The organism is Streptomyces sp. RLA123, assembly GCF_056270165.1.
Genome location: NZ_JBWDOR010000003.1, coordinates 933,762 through 957,630, shown reverse-complemented (window position 1 = coordinate 957,630; position 23,869 = coordinate 933,762). Strand labels below are relative to the sequence as shown.

Here is a 23,869-nt window from a genome sequence, read left to right as displayed (position 1 = left end):
AGTCGGTGGAGCGCGTGGGGCTTACCACTTGGCAACTGGTCTTCCACTGGTAAGGGAAAATGGCATAGACCTGATGGGCGGTCAAGAGGCCGGGACGCAAGGGAATAGGGGCTCGTCGTCGATCCGTTGGGCCGTGACCACTGGTGAACTGGTCAGCAACTGGCTAGCCTCGCACCGTACGGCGCCGCGCCGTACGCCCGGGTACCGGGTACCGGGTACCGAACGGGGGGGCTGATCCATGACGGGCGAGGCGCCGCGGTCGCCGCTGAAGCGGGAGAAGGTCCGCGACCATCTGCTGGAGCTCGTCGAGTCCCAGGCGCCCGGCACGCCGATTCCGTCCGAACGCGCGCTGTGCGAGCGGCTGGACGTCTCGCGCCCCACGGTGCGTTCCGCCGTCGACGAGCTCGTCAACACCGGCCTGCTCGTCCGCCGGCACGGCAGCGGCATGTTCGTCGCCCCCGCGAAGATCACCCAGGAACTCGCCCAGGGCGCCAGCGTCTTCACCCTTCCGCAGGCCGGGGGCGACTGGCTCAGCCGCGTGCTGGAGTTCGCCACCGTACGGGCGGGCGCGCGCGTCGGCCGCAAGCTGCGGATCTCGCCCGCCGCCGAGATCGTCTACATCGCCCGGCTGCGGCTGGTCGACGGCGAGCCCATGGCGGTGGAGTACCTGCACGTTCCCGCCGGCCTGGTACCGGGACTGCGCGCCGCCGACATGGAGTCCGGGGACTTCTACGCCTTCCTGCGCGACCGGCACGGAGTCCAGGTGCACGAGGCCGTCCAGTCCATCGAGCCCACGGTCGCCAACGAGGAGGAGGCGCGGCTGCTCGCGGTACCCGTGCTCTCCCCGGCGCTGCTCTTCGACCGCCTCACCTGCGACGCGCAGGGGCAGCCGGTGGAGTACGTCCACTCGCTCTACCGCGGCGACCGCTACCGCATCGTGTCCCGGCTCGCGCTGGCCGGCACGGTGCCGCAGGGGTCCGCGCCGGCCGGGCACCACCCCGGCATGCCCCCGGACGAGCGCGCCGCACCGGCCGGCACGCTCGCCTCCTTCGTCGGGGACGTCCAGCCCCGGTCTAGCTGAACGGGTCCAGGGTGATGTAGGCCTGCTGCGGATCGCCGTCGTTGACCAGCGACTCGTGGTTGCCGACGTCGTCGAAGGCGAAGGCGTACGCCCTGCCGTCGGCCATCCGGTCGTGGAGGGCGCGGGCGTAGTGGTTGGTGACGGCGTCCTGGTAGAAGTTCGCCGCGCTCGTGTCCGGCTGGCTGGGGTTGACCAGCAGGGTCGAACGGTTGAATCCGGCGCACAGCGTGCGGGAGATCGGGCCGCGCACCAGGTCGTTGGGGGCGTCCAGCAGCTTGTAGCAGCCGAAGACGCTGTCGCTGTCGGGCTTCTGGAAGGAGGTGACCACCGCCCCCGAGGAGTTGGTGAAGTTCATGACGTCGCCCGAGACGCGCCCGAAGTACCTGGTGCCGGGCTGGTCCCCGAACGGGGTCACGGTCAGGGTGGAGGCCGTGTACTTCTGCCAGACGCGGTTGATGTAGTCGTCCATGGCCGTGCGCGGCAGCGCCCCGGTCTCGATGCCGTGGCCGGGCGACAGGGCGCGCAGCACGGTGCCGTCCGAACGCGTCTGGATCAGGCCTGCCCAGCCGCCGGGCCGGGCGCGCAGGGCGTCGAAGAAGCCGGTGTACCCGCCCGGCTTGAAGTGCCCGGTGGTCTTCACGGAGCCGTCGGCGAGCCTGACGCCGACCGCGTACGGGGCCGAGACCATGTCCACCTGGGTGCTGTTGATCCACAGTCCTGCGTCATTGAGCGTGTACTCGGTCCAGTTGAACAGGATGTCGCGGTTGGGGTCGCTCGGGTTCTGGACGGCGGGCTGCACCAGGCCGCCCGTCGTCACCTTGAAGACCAGTTTCTGGCCGTACGAGAAGTAGAGCCGGCCCGAGAACTTGGGCATGCGGATCGTGACCGACTGACCGTTCGCGGGCCCCGCGATCGAGGCGTCCGGCGCCGGTGTCGGCGGATTGCCTCCGGTCGGCCAGGCGTGGAACGCGCCGTTCGCGTCGGCCCAGCCCTGCTGTCCGCTCGACAGCTGGGTGCCGAGGTCGTACAGGTACACCGGCCCCGGCCGACCGGAGTTGTTGGTGATGGTCAGCGGGATGGTGGCCGGTACCGCGGCGTCGGCCCGGGACGTGGTGCCGAGGGCCGTCAGGCCCACGGCCACCAGAATCGCGGCGAACAGCACCGCGAGGAATCTGCGTTGTGCGACTCGGGCGTGCATGTGGTTCCTCCTTGTGTGGGGGGTGGAGGATGCGGACGCTCCTATGAGAGCGCTCTCAAATCTCCGCGCCACAGCGCGCACTGTCAATCCGCTGCTCCCAAGTCGTTTGCGCGGGGCCGGTGTTCACGCACGCGGAGGTTCCTGCGGTGGCGGGCACGCGAGGCCCGGCCGCTCTGGAGGCCGGGCGTCCGGGTCAGTGCGTGACCGCCGCCGCAGCTTGGCGCCGTCGAGCCAGGACGAGGCATGCCCGCGGCCGAGCGCCGCCGCGAAGGGACGGTCGGTGACGGGCCGGTACGTCCCCCGTGTCCCAGACGATCACGGTCCCCCCGCCGTACTCGCCCTGCCCGATGACGCCCTCGAAGTCCGCGTACTCCAGCGATGGTCCTCGGTGGGCACCGCCAGGCGCTTGTCGTGGGATGCGCCGGACGGGCGTTTCGGGACGGCCCGGCTCTTGAGCACGCCGTCGACCGCGAGGCGGACGTCGAAGTGCCGTGTGCCGGCGTCGTGGATCCGGACGACGAACCGGGGCTCGCCGTCCGGATCCCGTCCGCCGCGGCCCTCCGGCTCTGGGGTCCTGGCGAAGTCCCGCTTGCGGTGATACTCCGTCAGGGTTTTGCCGGTGGCCACCGGCGTTCTGCCTCCCGCGGTCAGGTGGCGGGCGCGGGACGCGGACCGGGGTCGGGCAAGGGCCCCGGTTCCGGTCCTGGACCGGGCGGCGTCGGGTCCGGCGGCACCGGGTCGGGACCGGGCCGCGGCGGCTCCGGCGGTACGGGGTCGGGGCCGAGGGGCGGGGGCACGGGGCCGGGCGAAGGGCCCGGGCCGGGGCCCGTGGGACCCGGCGAGGGGACGGGGCTGGGGGGCACGGGGTCGGTCATGACCTGGTCCTCCTCGGAAGTGGATCGAGGCTTGTCCACGGTCGGCTACCCGGTGCCGCGGCGGTGACACGGCCCGTTCCGGCGACGCTTCACGCGGCGGCGGCGAAGAGGTCCTCCGTGCCGGAGAGCGACAGCAGCCGCCCCACCTGCCCGCTGACCGCGCGGAGCGTGACGGTGCGGCCGCTGTCCAGGGCGTGCAACCGGACCTGCAGCAGGGCGTTCAGCCCGGCGCAGTCGCAGAAAGAGACGTCGCGCAGGTCGACGTCGAGACCGCCGGGGCCGTCCGTGCCGTCGCCCAGCGCGGACTCAAGGGCGTGCCGCAGATCATCGGCGCCGTCCTGGTCGATCTCACCGGCGACGATGGCCAGCGGCCGGTCCTCGGCTCCGCCGAAGCGGACCGTGAGCCGGTGGGCGGCCCGTGCCGGACGGGGGGAGGGGAGGGGTGGCACGTGGAGCTCCCAGTGGGGTGGAACGCTCGATCCTTTTCAGGGTCGGGCCACCCGCCGGTCCCGTCAAGTGATGCAGGGCGCGGACCGGCCCTTTCACGACACCGCCACGCCGTGCCGACCGGTCGTCCTCAAGATCCGCCGGAACTCCTGCCCGACTGCGACTGCGACTGCGACTGCGACTGCGAGTCCGACTCCGAGTCCGCTCCCGTCCCCGGCAGCATGCGGCGGGCGGCGCGCAGCGCGGCTTCCACGTCCGGTGTCCCGGTGGCCGCGCACAGGGCGGCGGCGAGGTCGTCCCTGTGGCGGCCGGTCTCGCCGCCGCCCTCGCCCGCCGGCCGCGCGCACAGCGACTCGTACCTCTCGACGAGCATGTACAGCACCACGGGATGCGCCATCAGCATGATCGGACTCCTTCCGTCGTCAGCCGGGTACGGGGGCCGACGAGCGACCGTAGGACGGCCACCGGAACTCGGCTACCCGCCATCCCCGCGCCCATTCGGGGTAGATGACAGGTACGGGTGGCGAGCCGCGGAGGTGCCGGCAATGGAGAGCTCGGAACTGTCCGACCGGGAGAGGCGCACGCTGGCGGGGATGGAGCGTCTGCTGAGTGCCGACGCCGTTCTCGAACGACGTTTGCGCACCATGCACCTGACGCCCCGTGACCGGGCGCTGGACGCGCTCCGGGACCGGCGGACGGGGAGGCCCGGGCCGCGGGTGCTGCTCGTCGCGGTGCTCGTGGCCGCCTCGCTCGCCCTGCTGGTCGCGACCGTGATGACCTGGCAGCCGGGCGTCGCGGCGGCCTTCGGGGTGAGCTGGCTGCTCGCCCTCACGGTGGCCTTCCGGCGGCCGGGAACGGCCCGTCCGGGGATGTTCGCCCCGCGCACCGGGTGACCGCCCGCCGGCCCCAGGAGGTCAGCGGGCCGCCGGCCGGCGCTCCCTGCGGGGGGACGACGGTGACCGTGGCGCGTGCGAACGGTGCCGCGCCCGGCGGTGCCTGATTGCCCGTCGGTCGTCCTCGGTCGTACCGCCCCAGATTCCCGGGTTCTGCCCGCTGTCCAGGGCCCACTGCAGGCATTGCTCCTCCACCGGGCACCGCGAGCTTCTCTGGGGTGCTGACCTGCGTGGTGTGTTGTTGCAAGAGGGGGCTAAGTTGATCCACTGAGACTCGTTCTTGGGGGTTGTGGCTCTGTGGCGGGTTGTTGCATCAGCTGTCAGATCATGGAGTTGCATGTGCGGGCTTTTCCTGTGGAGTTGCCTTCTGGGGTGCGGTACTGGACCGTCGTGGACGACGACCTCCGGGTGGTGCCGGTCGCTGACCAGTGGCTGAGGTTCTTGAGGTTCGGCCGAAGTCGAGCCGAGCTGACCACGAAGGCGTACGCCGGTGGCGTGGCCCTCTACCTGCTGTGGTGCAGGCGGACGGGGCGGCAGTGGAGGCATGCGGCCCGGGACATGGGCCTGTTCATGGTCTGGCTGAAGTACACGCCGTCGACGCCGGATGGCGAACCGGCCCCCGTGGTGCTGGGGCCCGGGGCCGATCCGGCCCGGAAGGAACGGCGAATGAACGGGGTGCTGACCGCGGTGCGCGGGCTCCTCTCGTACGCCGTGTCGGTGGGCGAGGCGCCCCGGTCGGTGCTGGGTCAGATCTATGAGTTGGCCGACAGCCGGGACCTGCCGCTGGAGGCTCAGGGCGAGGACTCGGGGCTGTCCTACCGGCTGCGGGCACGGCATCGGGTGAAGGAACCGGAGGCGGAGGTGGACAGGGCCACCGACGAGGAGCTGGTGGCGATGTTCCTCGAGTGCCGCAACGCGCGGGACCGGTTGATCGTGCTGCTGCACGGGCGGGTCGGCCTTCGCCGCGGACAGGTGGCCGGCCTTCGCCGCAGTGATTGCCATCTGCTGCCCGATTCGAAGGCGTTGGGCTGCGATTACGAAGGGCCCCACCTGCACGTGCGTCGGCGGGACAACAGCAATGACGCCTGGTCGAAGTCGAAGAAGGCATGGGCACAGCCGGTGGACTTCCTCGTGGTCCAGGCCTTCGACCAGTACATCGACGAGCGCCGGGAGATCGTCGGGTCCGGCGGCAGTGACTTCCTGCTGGTGAACCTGTTCCGTGAGCCGCTGGGTGCTCCCATGACGCCCGATGCGATGGGCGAGCTGTTCGAGCGCCTGGGTGAGCGGGCGAAGCTGTTGCGGAAGGTGGGGCCTCACATGGCCCGCCGCGCGTTCGGCAGCAACGTCTCGGACGCCGGCGGCACGCTGGACGAGGTGCAGGCCCTGCTCGGACAGGAACATCCGGGGTCAGTGCGGCCCTATCTGATCCCTGACCGGTCGAGACTGCGGGAGGCCATCGAGCGTGTCCCCTCCCCGCGGGCACCGCACGGCCTGGAGGAGAGCTGATGGCGACGCCTCTGCCTCTGGCCCGTGAACTGCAGGATCTGCGGACCACCGAGATCATCAGTGCGCTGGACGCCGGTTTCCTGAGTCTTCTCAGCTGGGACTGGGACGTGCGGGTGGCCCGCTATCCCAACAGCCATCCGGTGCTGGGCATGCCGGACTGTGAGATCTCGGGCTGTGTGAAGGGCACTCCGCTCGGTGAGCCGATGTGTGTTGGCTGTATGAACCGCTGGAGGCAGTCCGGGCTGTCCCTGGAGGAGTTCAAGGCCCGGGGCAGAACGGGTCGGCTCCGCTGTATCGGGCAGAAGCTCTGCGAGGTGCCGCAGTGCGAACGTCCACGCAGGTCGGTCGCCGCCAGACTGTGTCCCGCGCACCAGTATCACTGGGACAGATCGACCGATCTGACCATGGAGGACTTCCTCAGCCGCCCGAATTTGCATCCGCTGCCCGCCATTGGCCCCTGCCACGTCGCTTCCTGCTACCGGACCCGTGGCAGAGAGGGAAACCCCTACTGCGACGTGCACGCCACACGACTCAGCCTCGAGCGGAAGCGGGGAACCTTCGACGGTGACGAAGACAAGTGGCGTCGCACGACACCCGCGGTGGCCGTGGACCGCGAGATCAGCCTGCGCGGTCTGCCCGACCGGCTCGTTGCCGAGCTGCTCTACAGCCTCCAAGTCCGCACCGCGCGCGAGGTAAAGACGCGAGACCATCGGTTCCGCACGGTCTGCGACCGAGTCCGCATCCTGCAGATTCCGAGTCTGGAAGCACTCGACGACGCGGACCTGGATCGTCTGGGCATGATCGACGACCTCGGAATGATCATCCGAGGTGCCCGGACGGCCTTGCGCCGCTTGGGGACGACTCCGGAGACCGAACGTCTCAAGGACACGTGGGACCTGGTCGTCTTCGGCCACAGCGGCACGGTCAACTTCACCAAGATCCACCAGAAGGGCTTCCGCGAAGCGGCCAAGGTCTGGGCCTACGACGAATTGCCGCGGCGGCGAGGCCAGCACGTCGCCTCCTCCCTGCAGAACATGATCCGAGGCATGGAGAGGCTGTCGGAGTCCCTGCGGCTGCAGCGCGATGACGAGGGCCATCAGCCAACGCTCCTCAGCCGCGCGGACATGGACAACTTCTGCAACCGGATGGCCTTCCTCGCCGAGACCGGCGTGTTCGGGGCCTATCACCGGGTCCACGTGATCCGAGGCGTCCGACAGGTCCTGAACAGGATCCGTGTCCTGGGCCTGACCGCTCACGGCGAGGTACTCGACGGACTTCCCGTGAGCTTTGCGCTGTCCGTGGAGGACATCCCGGACGAGCCCGAGGACACCGAGGCCGGCAAGGATCTTCCGGACGAGGTGATGCGCGAACTCTGCGACAACCTCGACCTTTTGGAGAAGACCAGCTACCGCGAGGTCCGTGTCGCCACCGAGCTGCTGATCGACACTGGTCGACGACCCGACGAGATCGCGAAACTGCCATGGGACTGTCTGGCCAAGGACCCCGACGGCTCCCTCGTCCTGCTCTACGACAACCACAAGAACTACCGACTGGGCCGGCGGCTGCCGATCGCGAAGGCTACCGCCGCGATCATCACCGAACAGCAGAAACGAGTACGCGAAAGGTACCCCGACACCCCGACCGGCATGCTGAAACTCCTGCCGAGCCCCGTGGCCAACCCCGAAGGGAAGAAGTCCATCGGCACGATCGGGGACCAGCACCGCGCGTGGGTCGACGCACTTCCCGACATCATGATCCCGATCGTGGTCGAGATCGACGGGAAGCAGGTCACGCAGCATCTGCCGTTCGACAAGTCCAAGATCTTCCCCTACGCCTACCGGCACAGCTATGCGCAACGGCACGCCGACGCCGGCGTCGCGCCCGATGTCCTCAAGGATTTGATGGACCATCGCGAACTCTCCACCACACAGTCGTACTACCGGGTCAGCCAGGAACGACGGCGCGAAGCCGTCGACCGCGTTACCGCCCTGCAGTTCGACCGGCGTGGCACCCGTGTCTGGCGCAAGGCCCAGGGGCTGCTCGACTCCGAGCACGTGCGAAGGGCCATCGGAGAGGTCGCCACGGCCTACGGCATCTGCCTGGAGCCCCACAATGTCGCAGCCGGCGGGCAGAGCTGCCCGATCCGCTTCCGCTGTGTCGGCTGCGACCACTTCCGCACCGACGTCTCCTACCTTCCCGATCTGGAGCGATACCTCGATGACCTTCTCCGCAGCCGGGAAAGGCTGATGTCGGCCTTCGAGGCCGACGACTGGGCCCGCAGCGAGGCGATGCCCTCCGAGGAGGAGATTCGCAGGGTCCGGCGACTGATCAACCGTGTCAAGGCCGACCTCGACGACCTCTCGTCCGAGGAACGCTCCCAGATCGAGGAAGCCGTCGCGGTGGTTCGCCGCGGCCGCACGGTCATGCTCGGCATGCCGCGCATCGCCCAGCCCATGCCCGACGTCCGTCCCTGGAGACTGCCGTGACCCCCACCATGCGAGACGGCCGCCAGGCCAACTCCGAGCGGCGCCGTCAGCGGGTGGTCACCGCGATCAAGAACGCCCGCAAGAACGGCACCCCGATCAATGTCTCGGTCATCGCTCGGCAAGCCGGAGTGGACCGCACGTTCCTGTACCGCCACCGCGACCTGCTCGGACTGGTCCACGCCGCTGAAATCGAACCCGCAGGTCAGGACCCGGCCGCTGCTTCGCCGGTCAGCCGGGCCTCTCTTCAGGCCGATCTCGCCCACGCCCAGAACCGCAATACCCGACTGGCGGCCCGCGTCCAGCAACTGGAGAAGCGGCTGTCGCAGACGCTGGGAACTCAGGCATGGCAGGAATCAGGGCTGGGTGCCCCGACCGACATCGAAGAACTTCAGCGAAAGATCACCAGGCTGGAGCAGGAAAACGTTGAGTTGACTGCCCAGTTGGAAGAGACCCGGTCCGACCTTGATGCCGCCCGATCGGCCAACCGGGACCTCACCAGATCTCTCAACCAACGCGGCTGAATCCCATCGGCTGGCCGCGCGACTGGTCTCGAGTACGCCTGCGGCTATAGTCAGGCCGCCTGAAAGGGCGTCGCCGTAGGGCGATGAGTATCTGGCCGGACGAGCCAGATGGTGTGCCGACGGTGCGGGGCAGTGTCGCCCACTGGTTTTGCGTCAAGAGCAGGGAGATGTAGCCGGAGTGTCCGAGATCGAAGAAGTGCAGGCGGCCTGGGCCCGGATCGTGCACTGGCTCCGGGTCAACTCGCCGTCCACAGCGTTGGCACTGCGCGGTCCTGCGACGGACGAGGACATCGCGAATCTGCGCGACGCGCTGGGATTCGAGGTACCCGACGTGCTTGAGGTCCTGCTGCGGGCGAACAACGGCAGCTGCGCGAAGAACACCACGCAGACTCTCCCTAATGGGCGTGTTGTGCCGCTCAAGCACCTGGATTCGGTGATCTTTCCGTTCAGCAAGGTGTACCTGGGATGCGACGAGATCATCGCGGAACGCGCCTGGCTGCTGGATTTGGCCCAGGAAGCTGAGGGCTACTGGCAACCCCACCTGATCCCGGTCATCTGGGACTTCGAAGGAGCCTACTACGGTTATGTCCTTGATGCTTCTGGGTCTTCCGAAATCTATGTGCTTCACTATGCCGAGGTAGGCCCGAATGAAACCCATCCGAAGGCTTCTCTGGGCGAGCTGCTGATGTCGTTCGCCGACGGAATGGAACGTGGCAACTGGGATGTGCAGCGCCCGCAGGTGGTGAACGGGTCTCTCAGGTGGCAGGAAGAGTGACTTCGCTCCATCCGGGTGGCCTGACACCGCGGAAACACCGCGACGAGCGCGCTCAAAGCAGGCCACAGCGTTCCCTTCATTTAAGTAGATCGTCTCGGCCTGTGGATCGGGGCAGGGGCTGATCAAGTTCCCTGAGCGTCCCGGGCGTTGGTAGTTTCCTTTTCGTCGTGGATGGTTCGGGTGGTTTGGTGATGTTGTGCTCTGCTATTCACCACAACCCGTCACAACTCAACCAGCCCGTACATCCCAGGAAATTGCAACCGCCGCGCCTGCGGCGGCCAGTCGTGATCAGGTAGGCGGTGGGTACGACGGCGGTCAACAAGCCGGTGGCATAGCCCGACCACTCGAGAACGGAACGTGAGCGGAGTGACTATGCGTGCGGCGGGAGACGTGCGGCGGGCCTTTCAAGCTGTAGCGGACGAGCTCCGGCAACGCGGCTGGGCCCGCTGGGCGCCGTACGCTCGATCGCAGTCCGAGGGACGAGGCGCTACGCCTCTGGGCTCGCGCGAACGGTTACTTGGCAACGACCACGGCCGTATTCCTACATCCATCCGCGAGGCGTACGAAGCGTCACTGTGAGCACTGGATCTCGCCATCCATTGTCCAGAGTTCCTCTGAGTGCGACGCTGACCTGAGCTAACTTCGATCTTTCGTGACGGCCTGCCAAAGAACTGGCGGGCCGTCACGAAAGATCGAAGTTAGCAGATTAGCTGCTCGGTCTTTTCTTTGTATTCCTGCATTTCGCCGGCCTCGTATCCCGCTTCCTTCAGGCTTCGCATCAGCGGCGCCGTGTCGTCGCATAGGTGGGGACGCTGCTGATCAAGGTAGGACTTGACGCCTTCAGCGGTTAGTCCTTCCCAGGCCCGTTTGATCTCGTCGTTCTTCTCGTGTGTATAAGAAAATTCCACCCATTCTTTTTCTCGGCCCGTCAGGTGGGACGTGTCGACGGGCGTGCTGCTTCCCCCACACGAGGCGGCCATGAAAGTACACACCACTACGGCGAGACATATGCGCGTTTTATTCACAATGCTCTCTCCTGTGTAGATCGCCAGGGTGCATTGTATTCGCAGGATGATTTCAAAGTCGAATTAGGGTCAGGGTGCTCGTGGTGGGTGCGCGGCGACGCCCGATTTGATCTGTATTGACTCTAATTCGCGAATTGAGATTTCCGGGCCGTATCGGATTGCGCCACAGTCGTAGTGCGAGTACCGCGTGGGTCTGGATGGAGCGCCAGGCCCGAACAACAGGTCAGCGCGGAGCACTGTCAGCGGGATTAAGTTGCTATTGATCCGAAACGCTTTGGGTTCAGGCTCGTTGATCGTGGGTGAGCGATCTGGTGGGGGATGCGCGGACGTGGTCGCCGGACGCGCAGGAGGCTGTACGGCTGCTGGCGGTGTTCGCGCTGGTGGAGGGGCGGGGCAGGGCGGAGGTCGCCGCCTTGTTCAGGGTGTCGGTCAGGGCCGTGGCAGGCGAGTGGCCGGGACGCGCTGCTGTCCCGGCCGCGAGGCCGCCGCGCAGGCGAACACCAGGTGCTGTCCGAGGCCGAGCAGGCCGCCGTGCGGCAGGCGGTCCTCGCTCACATTCCCTGCGACCTGGGGCTTTCCGGGCAACTGTGGACGCGGAGGCTGATAGGCGAGCTGATCTTCAAGTTGTACCGAGTCCAGTTCACCGAGCCCGGCGTGGGCAAGTACCTCAAGCGCTGGTGCCTGACCTTCCAGCGGCCGGACAAGCGGGCAGTCGAACAGGACCCGGAGGCCGTCCGTACCTGGTGCGAGGAAACCTGGCCGGCGATCCGGGCCAGGGCGAACGCGGAAGGTGCTGAAGTTTTCTTCGGTGACCAGGTCGGGATCCGCTCGGATCAGGTCACCGGTCGCACCTGGGGCGAGCAGGGGCGGACGCCGATCGTCCGCCGCACGGGGAACCGGTTCTCGGTGAACGCGATGTCCGCGATCAGCACGAAGGGCCGGATGCACTTCATGGTCTTCACCGAGACCTTCGACGCGAAGGTCATGTGCCGTTTCCTGGACCGGCTGGTCGGCCACTTCGACCGGAAGCTGCATCTGATCGTGGACCGGCACTCGGCCCACCGCTCAATGGCTGTACGGACCTGGCTCGCCGACCACAAGGACAAAATCGAGCTGCACTTCCTGCCCTCGTACTCACCCGAGCTGAACCCGGACGAGCTGGTCAACGCCGACCTCAAACGCAGCCTGCCCCTCACCCACCGGACCAGGAACCAGAACGAACTCGCCACCGAAACCCGCAGGTTCCTCCACCGCCGACAGCGTCAGCCCCTCGTCGTTACGGGCTACTTCATAGCCCCGCACGTCCGCTACGTCCTCGACGAGTGTGACTGAGCGGTCCATCTGGCGGGGCCGACCAAAGGGACCGCACAGCTGGAACCGGAGCCCCGGGGTCAGCCCTGATCTTGGGCGTATTGAGCCGCATGCCAGGTGGAGTCGATGGCGGGATTGCGCAGGGTCCCCCAGAAGCGGTCATCAGGGATGGATGGCAGTGGCGGACTGCCCAGGTCCTCGTGCAGATCCGTACGCCAGTCGACAGTGAGGTGGCCGCGGATGCTCACGCTCTCGCAAACGGACCTGTAGGGCGAGCCCCAGATCCCGTGCACCATCTTCTCCGCAGCCCACCTACGAGGAGCGTCTCGGTGGGTGTTCGCCTGCGCGATCACCGTGCGCAGTCGCAGGGCCAGCGGGTTGGCCTGTTCCGGGTTTGGTGGGGCTTCGCCCCGGTCCAGCGCGTCCAGGACCGATCTGACCTCCGGGTACTTGTTCAGGCCCGTTTCCACAGCCACTCTGCGCAGCTGCTTCCGCGCAGCCGTGGCCACCTGTTCACGAGGCAGGATGGCGAGCAGCGCACCGAGTTCCTCAAGCCCGTCGAGGAGGCCGACATGTAGAACATCGGTGGGGCTGCAGGACAGGTCCAGCTCCGGCAGTTGCTCGTCCAGTTGGGGAAGGGGGTCGTCGGCGCTGCCCCAGTCCGGTCCGAGAGGCCCGGCCCGCTCCCAGAGCAGTCGGCCGTTGAACGTGATGGCACCCCCGTCCCGGCCGCGTTCAAGCTGGTCGGCCAGCTCTGCCAGATACGCACCCAGCGAGTCGGCTCGTCCGAAGTCGGTGCCGGTCTCATCGAAGAAGCGTCCGATCGCACCGTAGGAGTCCTGCCCCCGGCGGCAGTCGATCGTGAGGCCGTCGGCCGTCGCCTCGTAGGAACCGAACTTCAGGTAGGTGTCGATCCAGTAGTACTCGGCCTCCTCCTCGTCCAGGCCCTCGGCGATGTCGCGCATGAACCTGGTGTCCTCGACGATCTCGCTCACCGAGAGCAGCCGGTCATGCGTGCTGAACCGGAAGGCTTCCGCGCCGCCCAGAGCTCCGTTGTGCCGGAGCAGTGACGCGACCAGATCAGGAGGGAAGGTGACGTCCAGTCCCGCCTCCGCTGCTGCTATCTCCCCATGTTCCGCGGGCGGCCCAAGCGTGGCGAAGGTGCGAGGCGCGTTCTCGCGCAGCCACTCGTCGATGCGGTCCCACGACTCCCGGACCAGGTCTTTTCTCATGAGCTGAGCCTAGAGACAGACACTGACAGCTTGATCGCCGCCTGCCGGCCACGGTAGCGGGGCCACCGCTGGCCCCGTTCGGTGCCGTGCCCACCAGGTCTGTCGCTGGGCTCGCCAACTCGAAGGCTCAATCGCCAGGCGCTCCCTTCGAAGGTCATGGTTCGCCGGGTGCTGGCCCGCGGCGACGGCGACGCTTGGACCGGGCGCTCGTCGACCGCCGACCGTAGACCTCGGGGCTTCGCCTCCGGCCGTGGATGGCAAGGGCCCGCGCGGCGCTCCATGCTGCTCCGGTTCAGAACGGCGAGGACAGGACCACCGTGGGCAGTAGTCCCTTCTCGATCTGCCGGCGTGGCAGCGACAGGCCGAGATGCTCGCCCACCGCCCCGAACAACCGTCTCGCCAACTCTTCTTCTTCAGCCCAGGGGTCGTCGGGGTCCTCAACGCCGGGGAAGGTGTCCCACACCGCCCCGGCCTCGCGCAGGGACGCATCTAGTGCGGCGAACGCCCCGAACCGATCCTCAAGCGGGAATTCGGCCACCAGCAGGCTGTCGCCGGGCTCGATAGCCCTCATTTCGCCGGCCACGTCGCCGTAGCACACCCACGGGGTCTCCTGCACGAACCGATCCAGGCAGACGAATTCCTCACCCTGCCGCACCAAGGTGTTCTTGTGGTCCGCCCGGTCGAGGATGAGGTGCTGATACGTGGACCACTCGGTCTCCAGAACGTACGCCCACTCGCCGCTGCGGCCGAACATCGCCACGCTGTCGCTCGCGCCCACGCTCAGCCTGTCGAAGTCCGCGAACAACGTGGCCCGTTCAGCCATGCGGCGGTCGGCACCGAGACGGACCACGAAGTCCACCGGGTCCACGCCCCGCACCGCCGTGAGGCAGATGTCCGAGATCATCCCGTCCTTGACGATCGCACCGCTGTACCAGTGCTCGCCGATCCACGCCAAGCCGTCCGTCATCGCGTCGGCCCCCTCTCCTCGATCTTCGCGCACACGCTACCGAGCCTCGGGCTGAGTGGCGGCGGTGCAGCCATGCCCGGCGCACAGACGAGCTTGTACGCCTGGCAGTCACCGGGGAAAGGAGGCGACTGGGTTCCGTGTTTTGTACGGGAGTTGTGCCACACATGTTGCACGCGATAGTGTCGACAACACCGGCGCTGAGCTGCACAAAGTAGTCACCACTCGCCTCGTGCCACATGGTCACCCCCAGAGAAGACGGCAGACCGCCTTGGCCCGCTCCGCCTGAGCGGCCCCCGGCCCTGACGCACCGACCGGGAAGAACAGGTCGGGATCCTCGTCGGAACAAGCGGCGTTTCGCCACCAGCTCATGGCAACTCCTTTCGGAGAACACGTACGGAGTGCTGCGGACGCAATCGTGAGACGTCGCGTACCCGATCGCCGCGGGCCCATGCGACGGCGGACCGCGTCCGCGGGGAGAGGGCCGCCGGATTCCTCGCCGCTCTCGTCCGGCCCGGCGCCGAACGACCGTGGCAGGCGCGGCGTGTGAGGGGCTTCCGCGCGACGGGAACTCGGATGCGGGTGTCGCACGGCCGTCCTATGCTGCCCTCGCGGGGAGGCACCGTGTCGACCGTCGACGGAGCGGAGATGCAGAGGCCATGACCAGTCGACTGTTCGCGATCTGCTTCCACGCGACCCGGCCGACGGACCTGGCGCGGTTCTGGTCCGGGCTCCTGGGCCGGGAGTTGGCCGACGGCCCGGACGACATCGCGATCCTGCCCCCTGACCCCGCCGGGTTCCGCATCCGTTTCCTTCCGAGCCAGGAGCCGAAGACCGGGCAGAACCGGGCGCACTTCGATCTGACGAGCGCCTCCCCGGAGGATCAGCAGCGGACGGTGGCCCGGGCGCTGGCCCTCGGTGGCGCACACATCGACGTGGGGCAACTCCCGGAAGAGGGACATGTGGTGCTCGCCGATCCGGACGGCAACGAGTTCTGCGTCTGCGAGGCGGACAACACGTTCCTCGCCGGGACCGGTTTCATCGGAGCCCTGTCCTGCGACGGTACCCAGAAGGTCGGTTACTTCTGGAGCGAGGCCCTGAGCTGGCCGCTCGTCTGGGATCAGGACGAGGAGACCGCGATCCAGTCGCCGAACGGCGGCATGAAGATCACCTGGGGTGGTCCTCCGGTGGCGCCGAAGACGGGCGCGAACAGGCTGTTCCTCGAGCTGGAGATCCCCGCCCACGACGACGGGCAGGAAGAGGTCGATCGCCTGATCTCGCTCGGCGCGACCCGCACCGGCGAGGGGGACGGGGGCAGGCTGCTGATGCTCGACCCGGACGGCAACGAGTTCTCCGTGCGCGGGTCCCGGTAGCCGGGCCTCACCGACCCGCAGGGGGCGGCCAGCCGGAGGGCAGCGTGTAGTGCCAGCCCGGGCGCCACGCCGGGGGCGCTTCGAGGAGTTCTTCCAGCGGCGTGCCGGCGAGCAGGTGATCCAGCGCCCACCGGTTGGCCGAGTGCGCGATCACCAGGATGCGCGTGTTGTCCCATCCGGTGGCCAGGTCGTGGAGGAAGGCGCTGGTGGCCGCGGTGACCTGACGGTAGCTCTGGCCGCCGGGAAAGGGCTCGTCCAGGCGCTGGGCCCGCTGGGCGGCGACGAGCGAGTACGCGCCCCCGTTGAGGGCGCCGTAGTCGCACTCGCGCAGCCGGATGTCCTGGTGGACCGGTGGGCGGCCGTCGGGGAACGCGATCCGGGCCGTCCGGACGGCCCGGTGCAGGTCGGAGGTGAACACGGCCGCGAATCCGCCGCCCGACCGGCGCTCACCCAGTTCACGGGCCTGGCGGCAGCCTGGTTCGGACAGTTCGCCCGGGAGCCGACCGGTGGCGATGCCCGCCTCGTTGTCGGTGGTCGTGGCATGGGTCTCGTAGACGATCTCCACTGCCATCGGGGCTCCCGGATGTGCTCGACAGGCCGTGCCGCATCGGACAGGACATTGTTGCGCACCGCGTCAGCCCCGCACCGGGAAGGACGCCTGGAAGGCGAGGCGCCGCCCCGCGTGCTCGCCGATCCGGCTCAGGACGTCGTCGAGCGCGAGGAACTCCTCCCAGCGCGGAGTGCCGTTCGCCTCGGCCAGCCGTGTCACGAGGCGGTCCTCCAGATCCGGGACCCGCTTGTTCTTCCACACCTTGTCGGCCGTGCTGACCAGCAATTCCTCAACCGTCACCGCCGCTTGTGCCCAGGACGCGTGGGTCCCGGCGAAGCGGGCGAGCCCCGGGGAGAAACCGTGCGCCAGCAGCAGTTTTCGGCCCGCCTCCTCGTGCGCCGAACTCGGGCCGGACAGCTCGGCCTCGTGGACGGTCTTGCCGATGTCGTGCGTCGCCGCGCCGAAGAGCACCGCCTCACGGTCCAGCGGGAGGCCCGGGCAGTGCTCCCGCGTCCAGCCGGCCAGCTCGTGGGCGACGTCGTGGACGGCCCGCAGGTGCGCCGCCAGGCGGGGCGGGGCCTGCAGGCGCAGCAGGAGGGCGGCGACCGCGGGAGGCAGCGGGCGCATCGGCGGGTCGCCGGGGTCAGTGAGGGCGCGGTCCAGCGGGGTCGGCGGCGTCATCGCGGGCAGCAGCGTAGGGGACGTTCCCCCGAACGTCCGCCCGGACGGGCGTGCGGTCCGTGATTCCGGGCCGCTTCCTGTGAGAATTGCGTTCCCACCGTTGGAGGACCACGCATGCCCAGTCAAGCGCACGGCGCGACGCACCCGGACGCGCCGCCGATCACCTGTGACGAACCGGGCTCCTTCGCCTGGAACGTCTTCCAGGTCCGCCACCCGGTGCTGATCGGACGGATCCTGGAGGCCGTCCCCTACGGCGGAGCGCAGCGCCAGGCGTGCGCCGCGCTCCTGGAGGAGTCCCGCCGCGGCACCGTCGCCCCACTGCCGGCGGACGTGCCGGACGCGGCCGTGTGGGAGCGGTGGGGGCAGGGGGGCTACGGCAGAGCCTGGCCCGAACTGCCGTTCCTGTGGGCGGAGTCGTACTTCTACCGCAGACTGCTCGAGGCCACGGGGTACTTCGCCGACGGGCCCTGGCACGGTCTGGACTTCTTCGCGCCGTTCAAGGACGCCGAGCTGGAGGGCCGCGGCTTCGCCGGCGACCTCGCGGCCCTGGACGACCTGGCCGCGCTCACCCAGGAGGAGCGGGAGCACCGGCTGCTGACGGCGGCCGTCTGGGGGAACCAGGCCGACCTGGGCTTCACCATCGCGGGCGAGCAGGGAAGCGCCCCCGAGCCGTCCGGGACGTACGTGGCCGACGAGTCCGACCGCCTGTGGCCGCTCCTGGACGGCGGGCAGGTCGTCGTGGTCGCCGACAACAGCGCCCGCGAGATCCTGGCCGACCTCGCCCTGATCGACCACCTGCTGGCCACGGGACGCGCCGGGCGGGTCGAGCTCATGCTCAAGCCGCGCCCCTACTTCGTCTCCGACGCCACCCCCCGCGACGTGCTGATGTGCCTGCGCCGTATGACGCACGCACCCGGCGCCGCCGGGTCGATCGGGCACCGGCTCGCCGACGCCCTGCGCGCTGACCGCCTGACGCTGTCCACGCACCCGTTCGCCTGCGCGCCGCTGCCCTACGACGCCCTGCCCGTCGACCTGCGCGAACGCTTCGCGGCTGCGGCCGTCACCATCATGAAGGGCGACCTCAACTACCGCCGCCTGGTCGGCGACCGGCAGTGGGCCGCCACCGTGCCGTTCGCGGAGGTCACCGCTTACTTCCCCGGCCCGGTCGCGGCCCTGCGCACCCTCAAGTCGGACACCCTCACCGGCGTCGACGCGCGGACCGTCGCCCGTCTGGACGCCACCGGCACGCCCTGGCGCACCACGGGCACCCACGCGCTGATCCAGGTGGGGACCGCCTAGGGTTCCGGAACGGCCCTCAGCGTCCCGCGGACGCCGAGGCGAGCCCGGGCGGCGCCGCGGCCAGGGCCGAACGGATCGCCTCCACCAGCGCGAGCGCGGCCTCCTCGGTGAGCTCCACGGCCACCCGCGCCGAGGGGCCGAGCTCCGGGTTCATGAAGTCGATGTTGACGGTGTGCTCGAAGGGCGCGTGCTGCGGATGGTCGACGTAGACCATCGCGTCGGTGAGCGGGAAGTAGCCCTGCGCACCCTTGCCGCTGCCCTCGATGCGGATCTTCTCCGTGAGGTACGTGCACATCAGAGGTGCTCCCCGAAGAACGTGAGGATCCGGGACCAGCCGTCGACGGCCGCCTGCGGCCGGTAGCTCGGCCGGTCGACGGCGAAGAAGGCATGGCCCGCGTTCTCGTAGGTGTGGAACTCGTACGGCTTGCCGTGCGCCTTGAGCTCGGCCTCCAGCTCGGCGACGTGCTCGGGCGAGGGGTAGCTGTCCTCCGCGCCGAACAGCCCGAGCAACGGCGCCCGCAGCTCCTTCGTCAGGTGCAGGAGCGGCTCGACCTGGAGCGGAAAGCCCTCCGGCGGCCGGCCCGCGACGAAGGCGCCGTAGCAGTCGACGGCCGCCTGCACGTCGAGCGAGGCGTCCACGAGGAACGCCTGCCGCCCGCCGGAGCAGTAACCGATGACACCCACACGGCCGTTGGACGAGGGCAGCCCGCGCAGGTACGCGGCCGCACCCGCCACGTCCCCGAGCAGCCGCTCGTCGGGTACGCCGCCCCGGGCCCGCGCCGTCGCGGCCGCGTCGTCCGGGGAGGCGCCGGGGGCCTCGCGGCTGTAGAGGTTCGGGCAGACGGCCGCATAGCCCTCCGCGGCGAAGCGGCGGGTGATCTCCTTCGACGGGCCGTCGTAGCCCGGCATGTGATGGATCACCACCACGCCGCCCAGGGGACCGGGCGTCATCGGGCGCGCCGCGTACGCCTCGATCGGGTCGGCGCCGTGGCCGCTGACGGTGATCGTCTCGGCCAGGATTGCGTCGTACATGAAGGGGGTTTCCTTCCGAGGTGACGGATGATCGACACGATAGTCCGCCGTTCCGGAAGGCTCTCTCAGGCTCCCGGGCCTCAGCCAGGCAGCCGGGTGTGTCCCTGCCGAGCGGTCTCCTGGCCCGGACCGCTGACGGCGTACGACAGGAACGCTTCGAGCGTGGCCGGCGACCGGGCGTCGTTGCCCTTGGCGCACACGAGCGGGAGTCGACCCTGGCGAGGGGGGTACGCGCCCTCGGCGTGGGTGGCCGGGTCGAGCACGAGGGACGCGGGGGACGGGTCGCCCAGGCCGGCCGCCGTGGTGTTCGCGGCGCTCGTCGCCGTCACCGGCCTCGACGCCCCGGTCTCCCGCCGCAGTGCAGGAGGTGTTCCCGCACCCGGCGCCCCTGGGGAACATGCCGGAACATCCCCGCCCCGTCCCGCCCCGCCCCGCGACGTGGCGAAGCGGCGGCGCGCCACGCGTCACAGTGCGGCGTCATCGCCATCCGCCCCGTCCGCCCCGTCCGGGCGGTCGGTGAGTGGCTGTTCGGCCCAGATGGTCTTGCCGCGCACTTCGTAGCGGGTGCCCCACAGCTTCGCGACCTGGGCGACCAGGAAGAGACCGCGGCCACCCTCGTCGGTCTCCAGCGCACGGCGGGCGCGGGGCGAGGTGTTGCTGCCGTCGGAGACCTCGAGGATGAGGGTGCGCTCGTGGATGAGGCGCAGGCGCAGTGGGGGCCGTCCGTACCGGATCGCGTTGGTGACCAGTTCGCTGACCAGCAGTTCGGTGGTGAACTCCAGTTCTCTCAGTCCCCATTCGGCCAGCTTCGCCACGGTGAGCGCCCGCGCCCGTGCGACGGCCTCCGGTTCCGCGGGCAGCTCCCAGGTGACGTGCCGGTCGGGTTCCAGCCCGTGCACGCGCGCGAGCAGCAGCACGTCGATGTTCTCGGGGGAGCCGGGCGAGCCGGAGTGCATGCGGCTCAGGACGGCGTCGCCCGCGTCACCGAGCGAGTCGGGCCCGCCGCCGGCGCGCAGGACCGCCGCGATGCCGGGGTCGGACAGGGCCTCGCGCAGCCGTGCCGACCCCGCGCCGCGGTCCCGGTCGCCCGGCTCGCCGATCCGGCTGCCGGTGTACAGGGCCAGTACGTCGCCGTCGGCGAGGGTCACCTCGCCCGACTCGTACGGGACCGCGCCGACGCCGAGCGGGGCGCCGACGGGGACGTCCACGAACGAGGCCTGCCCGCTCGCCCCCACGTGCACCGGCAGCGGGTGGCCCGCGGCGGCGAAGCGGCACTTGCGGGAGATCGGGTCGAAGACCGCGAAGAGGCAGGACCGGGCGGTGTCCTTGGGCCGTGCCACCGGCTCGGGACGGTCGTTGAGGGTGCGCTTGACCTGGTCGTCGAGATGGGTCAGGAGTTCCTCGGGTGACAGGTCCAGATCCGCGAGGGTGCGTACCGCCGTCCGCAGCCGCCCCATCGACACCGCCGCGTAGAGTCCCTCGCCGCCGGCGTCGCCGATCACCATCGCGACCCGGGCGCCGGAGAGCGGGATCACGTCGAACCAGCCACCGCCGAGCACCGCCTGCTCACCGGACGGCAGACAGCGCGACACGCTCTCCACGCACGGCAGTTCCGGCATGCTTCGCGGCAGCAGGTTGCGTTGCAGCGTCAGCGCCGTGGTCCGCTCCCGGGTGTAGCGGCTGGCGTTGTCGATGCACACGGCGGCGCGGGTCACCATCTCCGTGGCCAGCGGCACGTCGTCGTCCTCGAAGGGGTGCGCGCGGGTGATGCGGACGAAGACCACGGAGCCGAGCGGCGCGCCGCGGGCGAACATCGGGACCAGCAGCCAGGAGTGGACGCCGTACCGAACGGCCAGCGCCGCGCGCGCCGGATCGGATGCCGCCAGCTCGCTCCTGACCTCCTCGCCGGTCAGCCTCACCGGCTTCCCGTCGGCGAGGGCCCGCCGGGTGCGGGAGTCGGGCGCGGAGGCGAACGCGTCCACATCACCGGTGGCGACGATCGATTGCTCCAGGTCGCCGGTGTCCATGGTGCTCGCCGCCCGCCGCAGCACGACCGTGTCGCGCGGCGGACCGGTCACCGGCTCGGCCCCGCCGAAGACCGGGTCCAGCAGATTGACGTAGGCGAGGTCGGCGAAGCGCGGCACGGCGACGTCGGTGAGCTCCTGCGCGGTGGTCAGGACGTCCAGCCGGCTGCCGATGCGGGCGCTCGCCTCGTTGACGAGGTCGAGCCGCTCGCGGGCGCGGGACTCCTCGGTGGTGTCGGTCACCATGTGCGCGAGCGCCACCACGTCACCGCCGGTGCCGCGCAGCGGCAGGATGGTCTCCTGCCAGACGGTGTCCCGGTCCGGGTCGCGCGGGTCCCGGCCGCGTACCTCGGTGCCGATCAGCGCCTTCCCCGTGGCCAGGACCTGCCGCTGCCTGCTCTCCAGGCCGTCCATGTCGAGCAGGCCCGGCGGCGCGGCCTCCCGCATCGTCCGCCCGACGACCTCCCCGAATCCGGACACGCGTTTCCGCGAGTCGTTCTGGGCCAGGAAGCGCAGGTCCCGGTCGAAGACGTCGATGATGAACGGCGACTCGGTGAACACGCCTTGCAGCACAGCGTCACGCAGGTCGCTCCGCCGCACCGTCTCGGCGTCCTCGACCTGCAGCAGCCAGTACTGCCGCCCCGCCAGGGCGAGCGGATGCGCCCACAGCGCCACGTCGACGCGGTGGCCGTCGAGATGGCGCAGCCCCGCCACGCCGAGTACGACCGACCGGTCGTCGCGGCGGCGCTCCAGGATCCGGGCGGCGTCGGCGGCCGAGTGCAGCAGGCGGGCGGCGGGTGTGCCCAGCACGCGGGCAGCGGTGTGCCCGAGCAGCCGCTGCGCGCCGGGACTCCAGCTCACGATGGCGCCGCGGTCGTCGAGCACGGCGTACGCGTCACCCCTCACGGGCGAGTCGTCCGGAGCGTCAGGGAGCACCGCGCCGCCCGCGTCCGCGCGGCCGGTCCGGGCGGCGGTGCCTCCTGCCAAGGACCTCCACAGGTCAATACTGCCTTCAGGCAAGATCTGCAGCACCCGGTGGCCGCGCCCCGCCGCGGCCACGGCCTGCGCCACGGCCTTGCACCGATGAGTTCAGGGCGCCGCCGCGGTCCTACCGGGCAGGTACACCGACACCCAGGGGACTCCCATGACGCAGCAGCTCCACGGTCCCGGCACCGCCGGGCGGCCCGACCTCCGTCCCGCCGCCCTCGGCGTCGCCGCGGTGCTGGAGCGGATCGACGACGACCGGCTCGGCGCTCCCACCCCGTGCCCCGACTACACCGTGGGCGTTCTGATCGGCCATGTCGCGGGGCTGTGCGCGGCCTTCCGCGACGCGGCCCGCAAGGACCTCGGGCCCACCACCGACAGCGATCCGGGCAGCGCCCTCCCGCCGGAGCCGCCGCCGCGGTGGCGCGCCGGCCTGCCGGGTCTGCTGACGGACATGGCGGATGCCTGGCTCAGTCCCCTCGCGTGGGAGGGCCGCACCCGCGTCGGAGGGATCGACCTGCCGGCCGGCGCGGCCGGGGGCTTCGCCCTCAACGAGCTCCTGGTGCACGGCTGGGACCTGGCCCGCGCCACGGGCCAGGACTACCGGCCGGACCCGGCGGGCCTGGAGGCGGCGCTCGCCCTGCTCACCCCGCTCACCGCGGAATCGGACGGCTCCGGGCCCTTCGGCCGCCCGGTCCCCGTCCCTCCCGAGGCGCCGCTGCTGGACCGGGTCGTCGCCCTCACCGGGCGGAATCCGGGGTGGCGTCCGTCGCGCTGAGCGGCCGGCGTCCCCACGCCGAGATCATCGGGGAGGTGGCGAGGTCGAGGGCGCCGGTGGCGACATGGGCCAGATGACGGTCGATCTCCTCGTCCGTGGCCAGTCCCGCCGCCACCAGGCGGCCGCGGATCTGCCGCACCGTGGCCGCTTCCAGCACCGTGCAGGCGGGTGAGGTGAGCGGGAAGTACGCGTCGGCGCGCACGTCCTCCAGATCCGCCTCGCGCAGCAGTCTGGGCAGCGTCCTGCCGTACGCGAGATCGGCGCCGCGCTCCGCCATGAGCGTCCGGAATCCGGACCTGAGGCGATTGGCGAGCTGCTGCGCGGGCCCCGACTCGTCCGGGCAGAGCAGCGGCTGGAGGCCCGGGTCGGCGTCCTCCAGCAGCAGGACGCCACCCGGGCGCAGCGCCGCGACCATCCGCCGCAAGGCCTCGGCGCGGTCGGGGACGTGCACCAGCACCAGCCGCGCGTGGACCAGGTCGAAGCCGCCGCCGTCCGGCGGCGGGTCGGCGGCCACGTCGTGGCGCCTCACGTCGATCACGCCGCCGGCCGCCTGCCGCGCCCACGACACGTCGATGTCGGTGGCGACCACCGTCCCGCCGGGCCCGACACGCCGGGCCAGTCCGAGCGGCACGGACGGGCCGCCCGCACCCACTTCCCAGCAGCGCATCCCCGAGCCGATCCCCAGGGCGTCGACGTGGCGGAACGTCACGGGATCGAAGAGATCGGCAAGAGCCCCCAAGCGGACACCCGCCTCGGACTGCCGGTTGTCGAGGAGGTAGCCGCTGCCGGGCTCGTGTGTGGCCATGACGCGATGTTCGCAGGTGGGGCCGTTAC

Annotated in this window: 24 protein-coding genes and 2 pseudogenes; 10 read left to right on the top strand and 16 right to left on the bottom strand. The window is 70.0% G+C overall.

What is annotated here, in order from left to right; genetic code table 11:
• The first annotated feature begins 238 nt into the window (after nt 1-238).
• Nucleotides 239-1,081: a GntR family transcriptional regulator gene (locus RV983_RS04370; RefSeq protein WP_475984435.1), complete on the top strand. Its 843-nt coding sequence runs from the start codon at nt 239-241 to the stop codon at nt 1,079-1,081.
• Here RV983_RS04370 and RV983_RS04365 read toward each other — a convergent pair.
• From RV983_RS04365 to RV983_RS04350, 4 genes and pseudogenes are all read right to left on the bottom strand, one after another.
• Nucleotides 1,074-2,279, bottom strand: a complete 1,206-nt coding sequence (locus RV983_RS04365; protein ID WP_475984434.1) for a glycoside hydrolase family 64 protein — start codon at nt 2,277-2,279, stop codon at nt 1,074-1,076. The two genes, RV983_RS04370 and RV983_RS04365, sit on opposite strands and share 8 nt — an antisense overlap.
• Before the next feature lie 83 nt (nt 2,280-2,362).
• Nucleotides 2,363-2,906: pseudogene (locus tag RV983_RS04360) on the bottom strand (DNA polymerase ligase N-terminal domain-containing protein).
• A 337-nt stretch (nt 2,907-3,243) separates the two neighbouring features.
• On the bottom strand, nt 3,244-3,603 hold the full coding sequence (locus RV983_RS04355) for an STAS domain-containing protein (protein WP_475984433.1): 360 nt from the start codon (nt 3,601-3,603) through the stop codon (nt 3,244-3,246).
• 128 nt (nt 3,604-3,731) lie between these two features.
• Entirely contained in the window at nt 3,732-4,004 is a 273-nt protein-coding gene (locus tag RV983_RS04350) for a DUF5133 domain-containing protein (protein WP_475984432.1), read from the bottom strand.
• A 142-nt stretch (nt 4,005-4,146) separates the two neighbouring features.
• Here RV983_RS04350 and RV983_RS04345 point away from each other — a divergent pair, with 142 nt between their 5' ends.
• Nucleotides 4,147-4,494 carry a hypothetical protein gene (locus tag RV983_RS04345; RefSeq protein ID WP_475984431.1) on the top strand — a complete coding sequence of 116 codons (348 nt, stop codon included), beginning with the start codon at nt 4,147-4,149 and terminating at the stop codon, nt 4,492-4,494.
• 21 nt (nt 4,495-4,515) lie between these two features.
• On the opposite strand, the gene RV983_RS04340 is transcribed toward RV983_RS04345, so the two are convergent.
• Complete coding sequence (locus tag RV983_RS04340; RefSeq protein WP_475984430.1) at nt 4,516-4,833, bottom strand: WhiB family transcriptional regulator; 318 nt, start codon at nt 4,831-4,833, stop codon at nt 4,516-4,518.
• Nucleotides 4,834-4,884: 51 nt separating this feature from the next.
• Between RV983_RS04340 and RV983_RS04335 the strand changes: the two genes are divergently transcribed.
• The 4 genes from RV983_RS04335 to RV983_RS04320 all read left to right on the top strand — a co-directional run bounded on the left by RV983_RS04335 (nt 4,885) and on the right by RV983_RS04320 (nt 9,782).
• Nucleotides 4,885-6,000, top strand: coding sequence for a tyrosine-type recombinase/integrase (locus RV983_RS04335; protein WP_475984429.1), 1,116 nt, complete (start codon nt 4,885-4,887; stop codon nt 5,998-6,000).
• Nucleotides 6,000-8,486 (top strand): hypothetical protein, encoded by a 2,487-nt coding sequence (locus RV983_RS04330; RefSeq protein WP_475984428.1) that lies wholly within the window; start codon nt 6,000-6,002, stop codon nt 8,484-8,486. Before RV983_RS04335 ends, RV983_RS04330 begins: the two co-directional genes overlap by 1 nt.
• Nucleotides 8,483-9,007, top strand: a complete 525-nt coding sequence (locus RV983_RS04325) for a DUF6262 family protein (protein WP_475984427.1) — start codon at nt 8,483-8,485, stop codon at nt 9,005-9,007. Before RV983_RS04330 ends, RV983_RS04325 begins: the two co-directional genes overlap by 4 nt.
• Nucleotides 9,008-9,185: 178 nt before the next feature.
• A complete protein-coding gene (locus RV983_RS04320; RefSeq protein ID WP_475984426.1) occupies nt 9,186-9,782 on the top strand; it encodes an SMI1/KNR4 family protein in 597 nt (198 codons plus the stop codon).
• Between the two features lie 698 nt (nt 9,783-10,480).
• Here the strand turns inward: RV983_RS04320 and RV983_RS04315 are convergent.
• Complete coding sequence (locus tag RV983_RS04315) at nt 10,481-10,690, bottom strand: hypothetical protein (protein ID WP_475984425.1); 210 nt, start codon at nt 10,688-10,690, stop codon at nt 10,481-10,483.
• 435 nt (nt 10,691-11,125) lie between these two features.
• Between RV983_RS04315 and RV983_RS04310 the strand changes: the two genes are divergently transcribed.
• Nucleotides 11,126-12,139 carry an IS630 family transposase gene (locus RV983_RS04310; protein ID WP_475984424.1) on the top strand — a complete coding sequence of 338 codons (1,014 nt, stop codon included), beginning with the start codon at nt 11,126-11,128 and terminating at the stop codon, nt 12,137-12,139.
• A 59-nt stretch (nt 12,140-12,198) separates the two neighbouring features.
• Here RV983_RS04310 and RV983_RS04305 read toward each other — a convergent pair whose 3' ends face one another.
• From RV983_RS04305 to RV983_RS04295, 3 genes and pseudogenes are all read right to left on the bottom strand, one after another.
• Nucleotides 12,199-13,350, bottom strand: a complete 1,152-nt coding sequence (locus RV983_RS04305) for an SMI1/KNR4 family protein (RefSeq protein WP_475984423.1) — start codon at nt 13,348-13,350, stop codon at nt 12,199-12,201.
• Between the two features lie 292 nt (nt 13,351-13,642).
• Nucleotides 13,643-14,317 carry a hypothetical protein gene (locus RV983_RS04300; RefSeq protein ID WP_475984422.1) on the bottom strand — a complete coding sequence of 225 codons (675 nt, stop codon included), beginning with the start codon at nt 14,315-14,317 and terminating at the stop codon, nt 13,643-13,645.
• A 255-nt stretch (nt 14,318-14,572) separates the two neighbouring features.
• A pseudogene (locus tag RV983_RS04295) lies at nt 14,573-14,686 on the bottom strand (WhiB family transcriptional regulator); the annotation flags it as partial.
• Nucleotides 14,687-14,973: 287 nt separating this feature from the next.
• On the opposite strand from RV983_RS04295, the gene RV983_RS04290 reads away from it, so the two are divergent.
• Entirely contained in the window at nt 14,974-15,687 is a 714-nt protein-coding gene (locus tag RV983_RS04290; RefSeq protein WP_475984421.1) for a VOC family protein, read from the top strand.
• Nucleotides 15,688-15,694: 7 nt separating this feature from the next.
• On the opposite strand, the gene RV983_RS04285 is transcribed toward RV983_RS04290, so the two are convergent.
• Both RV983_RS04285 and RV983_RS04280 read right to left on the bottom strand, forming a co-directional pair.
• Nucleotides 15,695-16,258 (bottom strand): histidine phosphatase family protein, encoded by a 564-nt coding sequence (locus RV983_RS04285; RefSeq protein WP_475984420.1) that lies wholly within the window; start codon nt 16,256-16,258, stop codon nt 15,695-15,697.
• Nucleotides 16,259-16,321: 63 nt separating this feature from the next.
• Nucleotides 16,322-16,918, bottom strand: a complete 597-nt coding sequence (locus RV983_RS04280) for an HD domain-containing protein (RefSeq protein WP_475984419.1) — start codon at nt 16,916-16,918, stop codon at nt 16,322-16,324.
• A 114-nt stretch (nt 16,919-17,032) separates the two neighbouring features.
• Here RV983_RS04280 and RV983_RS04275 point away from each other — a divergent pair, with 114 nt between their 5' ends.
• Entirely contained in the window at nt 17,033-18,217 is a 1,185-nt protein-coding gene (locus RV983_RS04275) for a damage-control phosphatase ARMT1 family protein (protein WP_475984418.1), read from the top strand.
• A 16-nt stretch (nt 18,218-18,233) separates the two neighbouring features.
• Here the strand turns inward: RV983_RS04275 and RV983_RS04270 are convergent, their stop codons facing one another.
• The 4 genes from RV983_RS04270 to RV983_RS04255 form a co-directional block, all read right to left on the bottom strand.
• Nucleotides 18,234-18,512, bottom strand: coding sequence for a DUF6295 family protein (locus RV983_RS04270; protein ID WP_475984417.1), 279 nt, complete (start codon nt 18,510-18,512; stop codon nt 18,234-18,236).
• Nucleotides 18,512-19,249 (bottom strand): dienelactone hydrolase family protein, encoded by a 738-nt coding sequence (locus RV983_RS04265; protein WP_475984416.1) that lies wholly within the window; start codon nt 19,247-19,249, stop codon nt 18,512-18,514. Before RV983_RS04265 ends, RV983_RS04270 begins: the two co-directional genes overlap by 1 nt.
• 80 nt (nt 19,250-19,329) lie before the next feature.
• Nucleotides 19,330-19,578, bottom strand: coding sequence for a hypothetical protein (locus tag RV983_RS04260; protein ID WP_475984415.1), 249 nt, complete (start codon nt 19,576-19,578; stop codon nt 19,330-19,332).
• 135 nt (nt 19,579-19,713) lie between these two features.
• The gene (locus RV983_RS04255) at nt 19,714-22,260 is read right to left on the bottom strand and encodes a SpoIIE family protein phosphatase (protein WP_475984414.1); all 2,547 of its coding nucleotides are present in this window, start codon (nt 22,258-22,260) and stop codon (nt 19,714-19,716) included.
• Between the two features lie 157 nt (nt 22,261-22,417).
• On the opposite strand from RV983_RS04255, the gene RV983_RS04250 reads away from it, so the two are divergent.
• Nucleotides 22,418-23,035 (top strand): TIGR03086 family metal-binding protein, encoded by a 618-nt coding sequence (locus tag RV983_RS04250; RefSeq protein ID WP_475984413.1) that lies wholly within the window; start codon nt 22,418-22,420, stop codon nt 23,033-23,035.
• Here the strand turns inward: RV983_RS04250 and RV983_RS04245 are convergent.
• Nucleotides 22,998-23,840 carry a class I SAM-dependent methyltransferase gene (locus tag RV983_RS04245; protein WP_475984412.1) on the bottom strand — a complete coding sequence of 281 codons (843 nt, stop codon included), beginning with the start codon at nt 23,838-23,840 and terminating at the stop codon, nt 22,998-23,000. The genes RV983_RS04250 and RV983_RS04245 overlap by 38 nt on opposite strands.
• Nucleotides 23,841-23,869 lie beyond the last annotated feature (29 nt).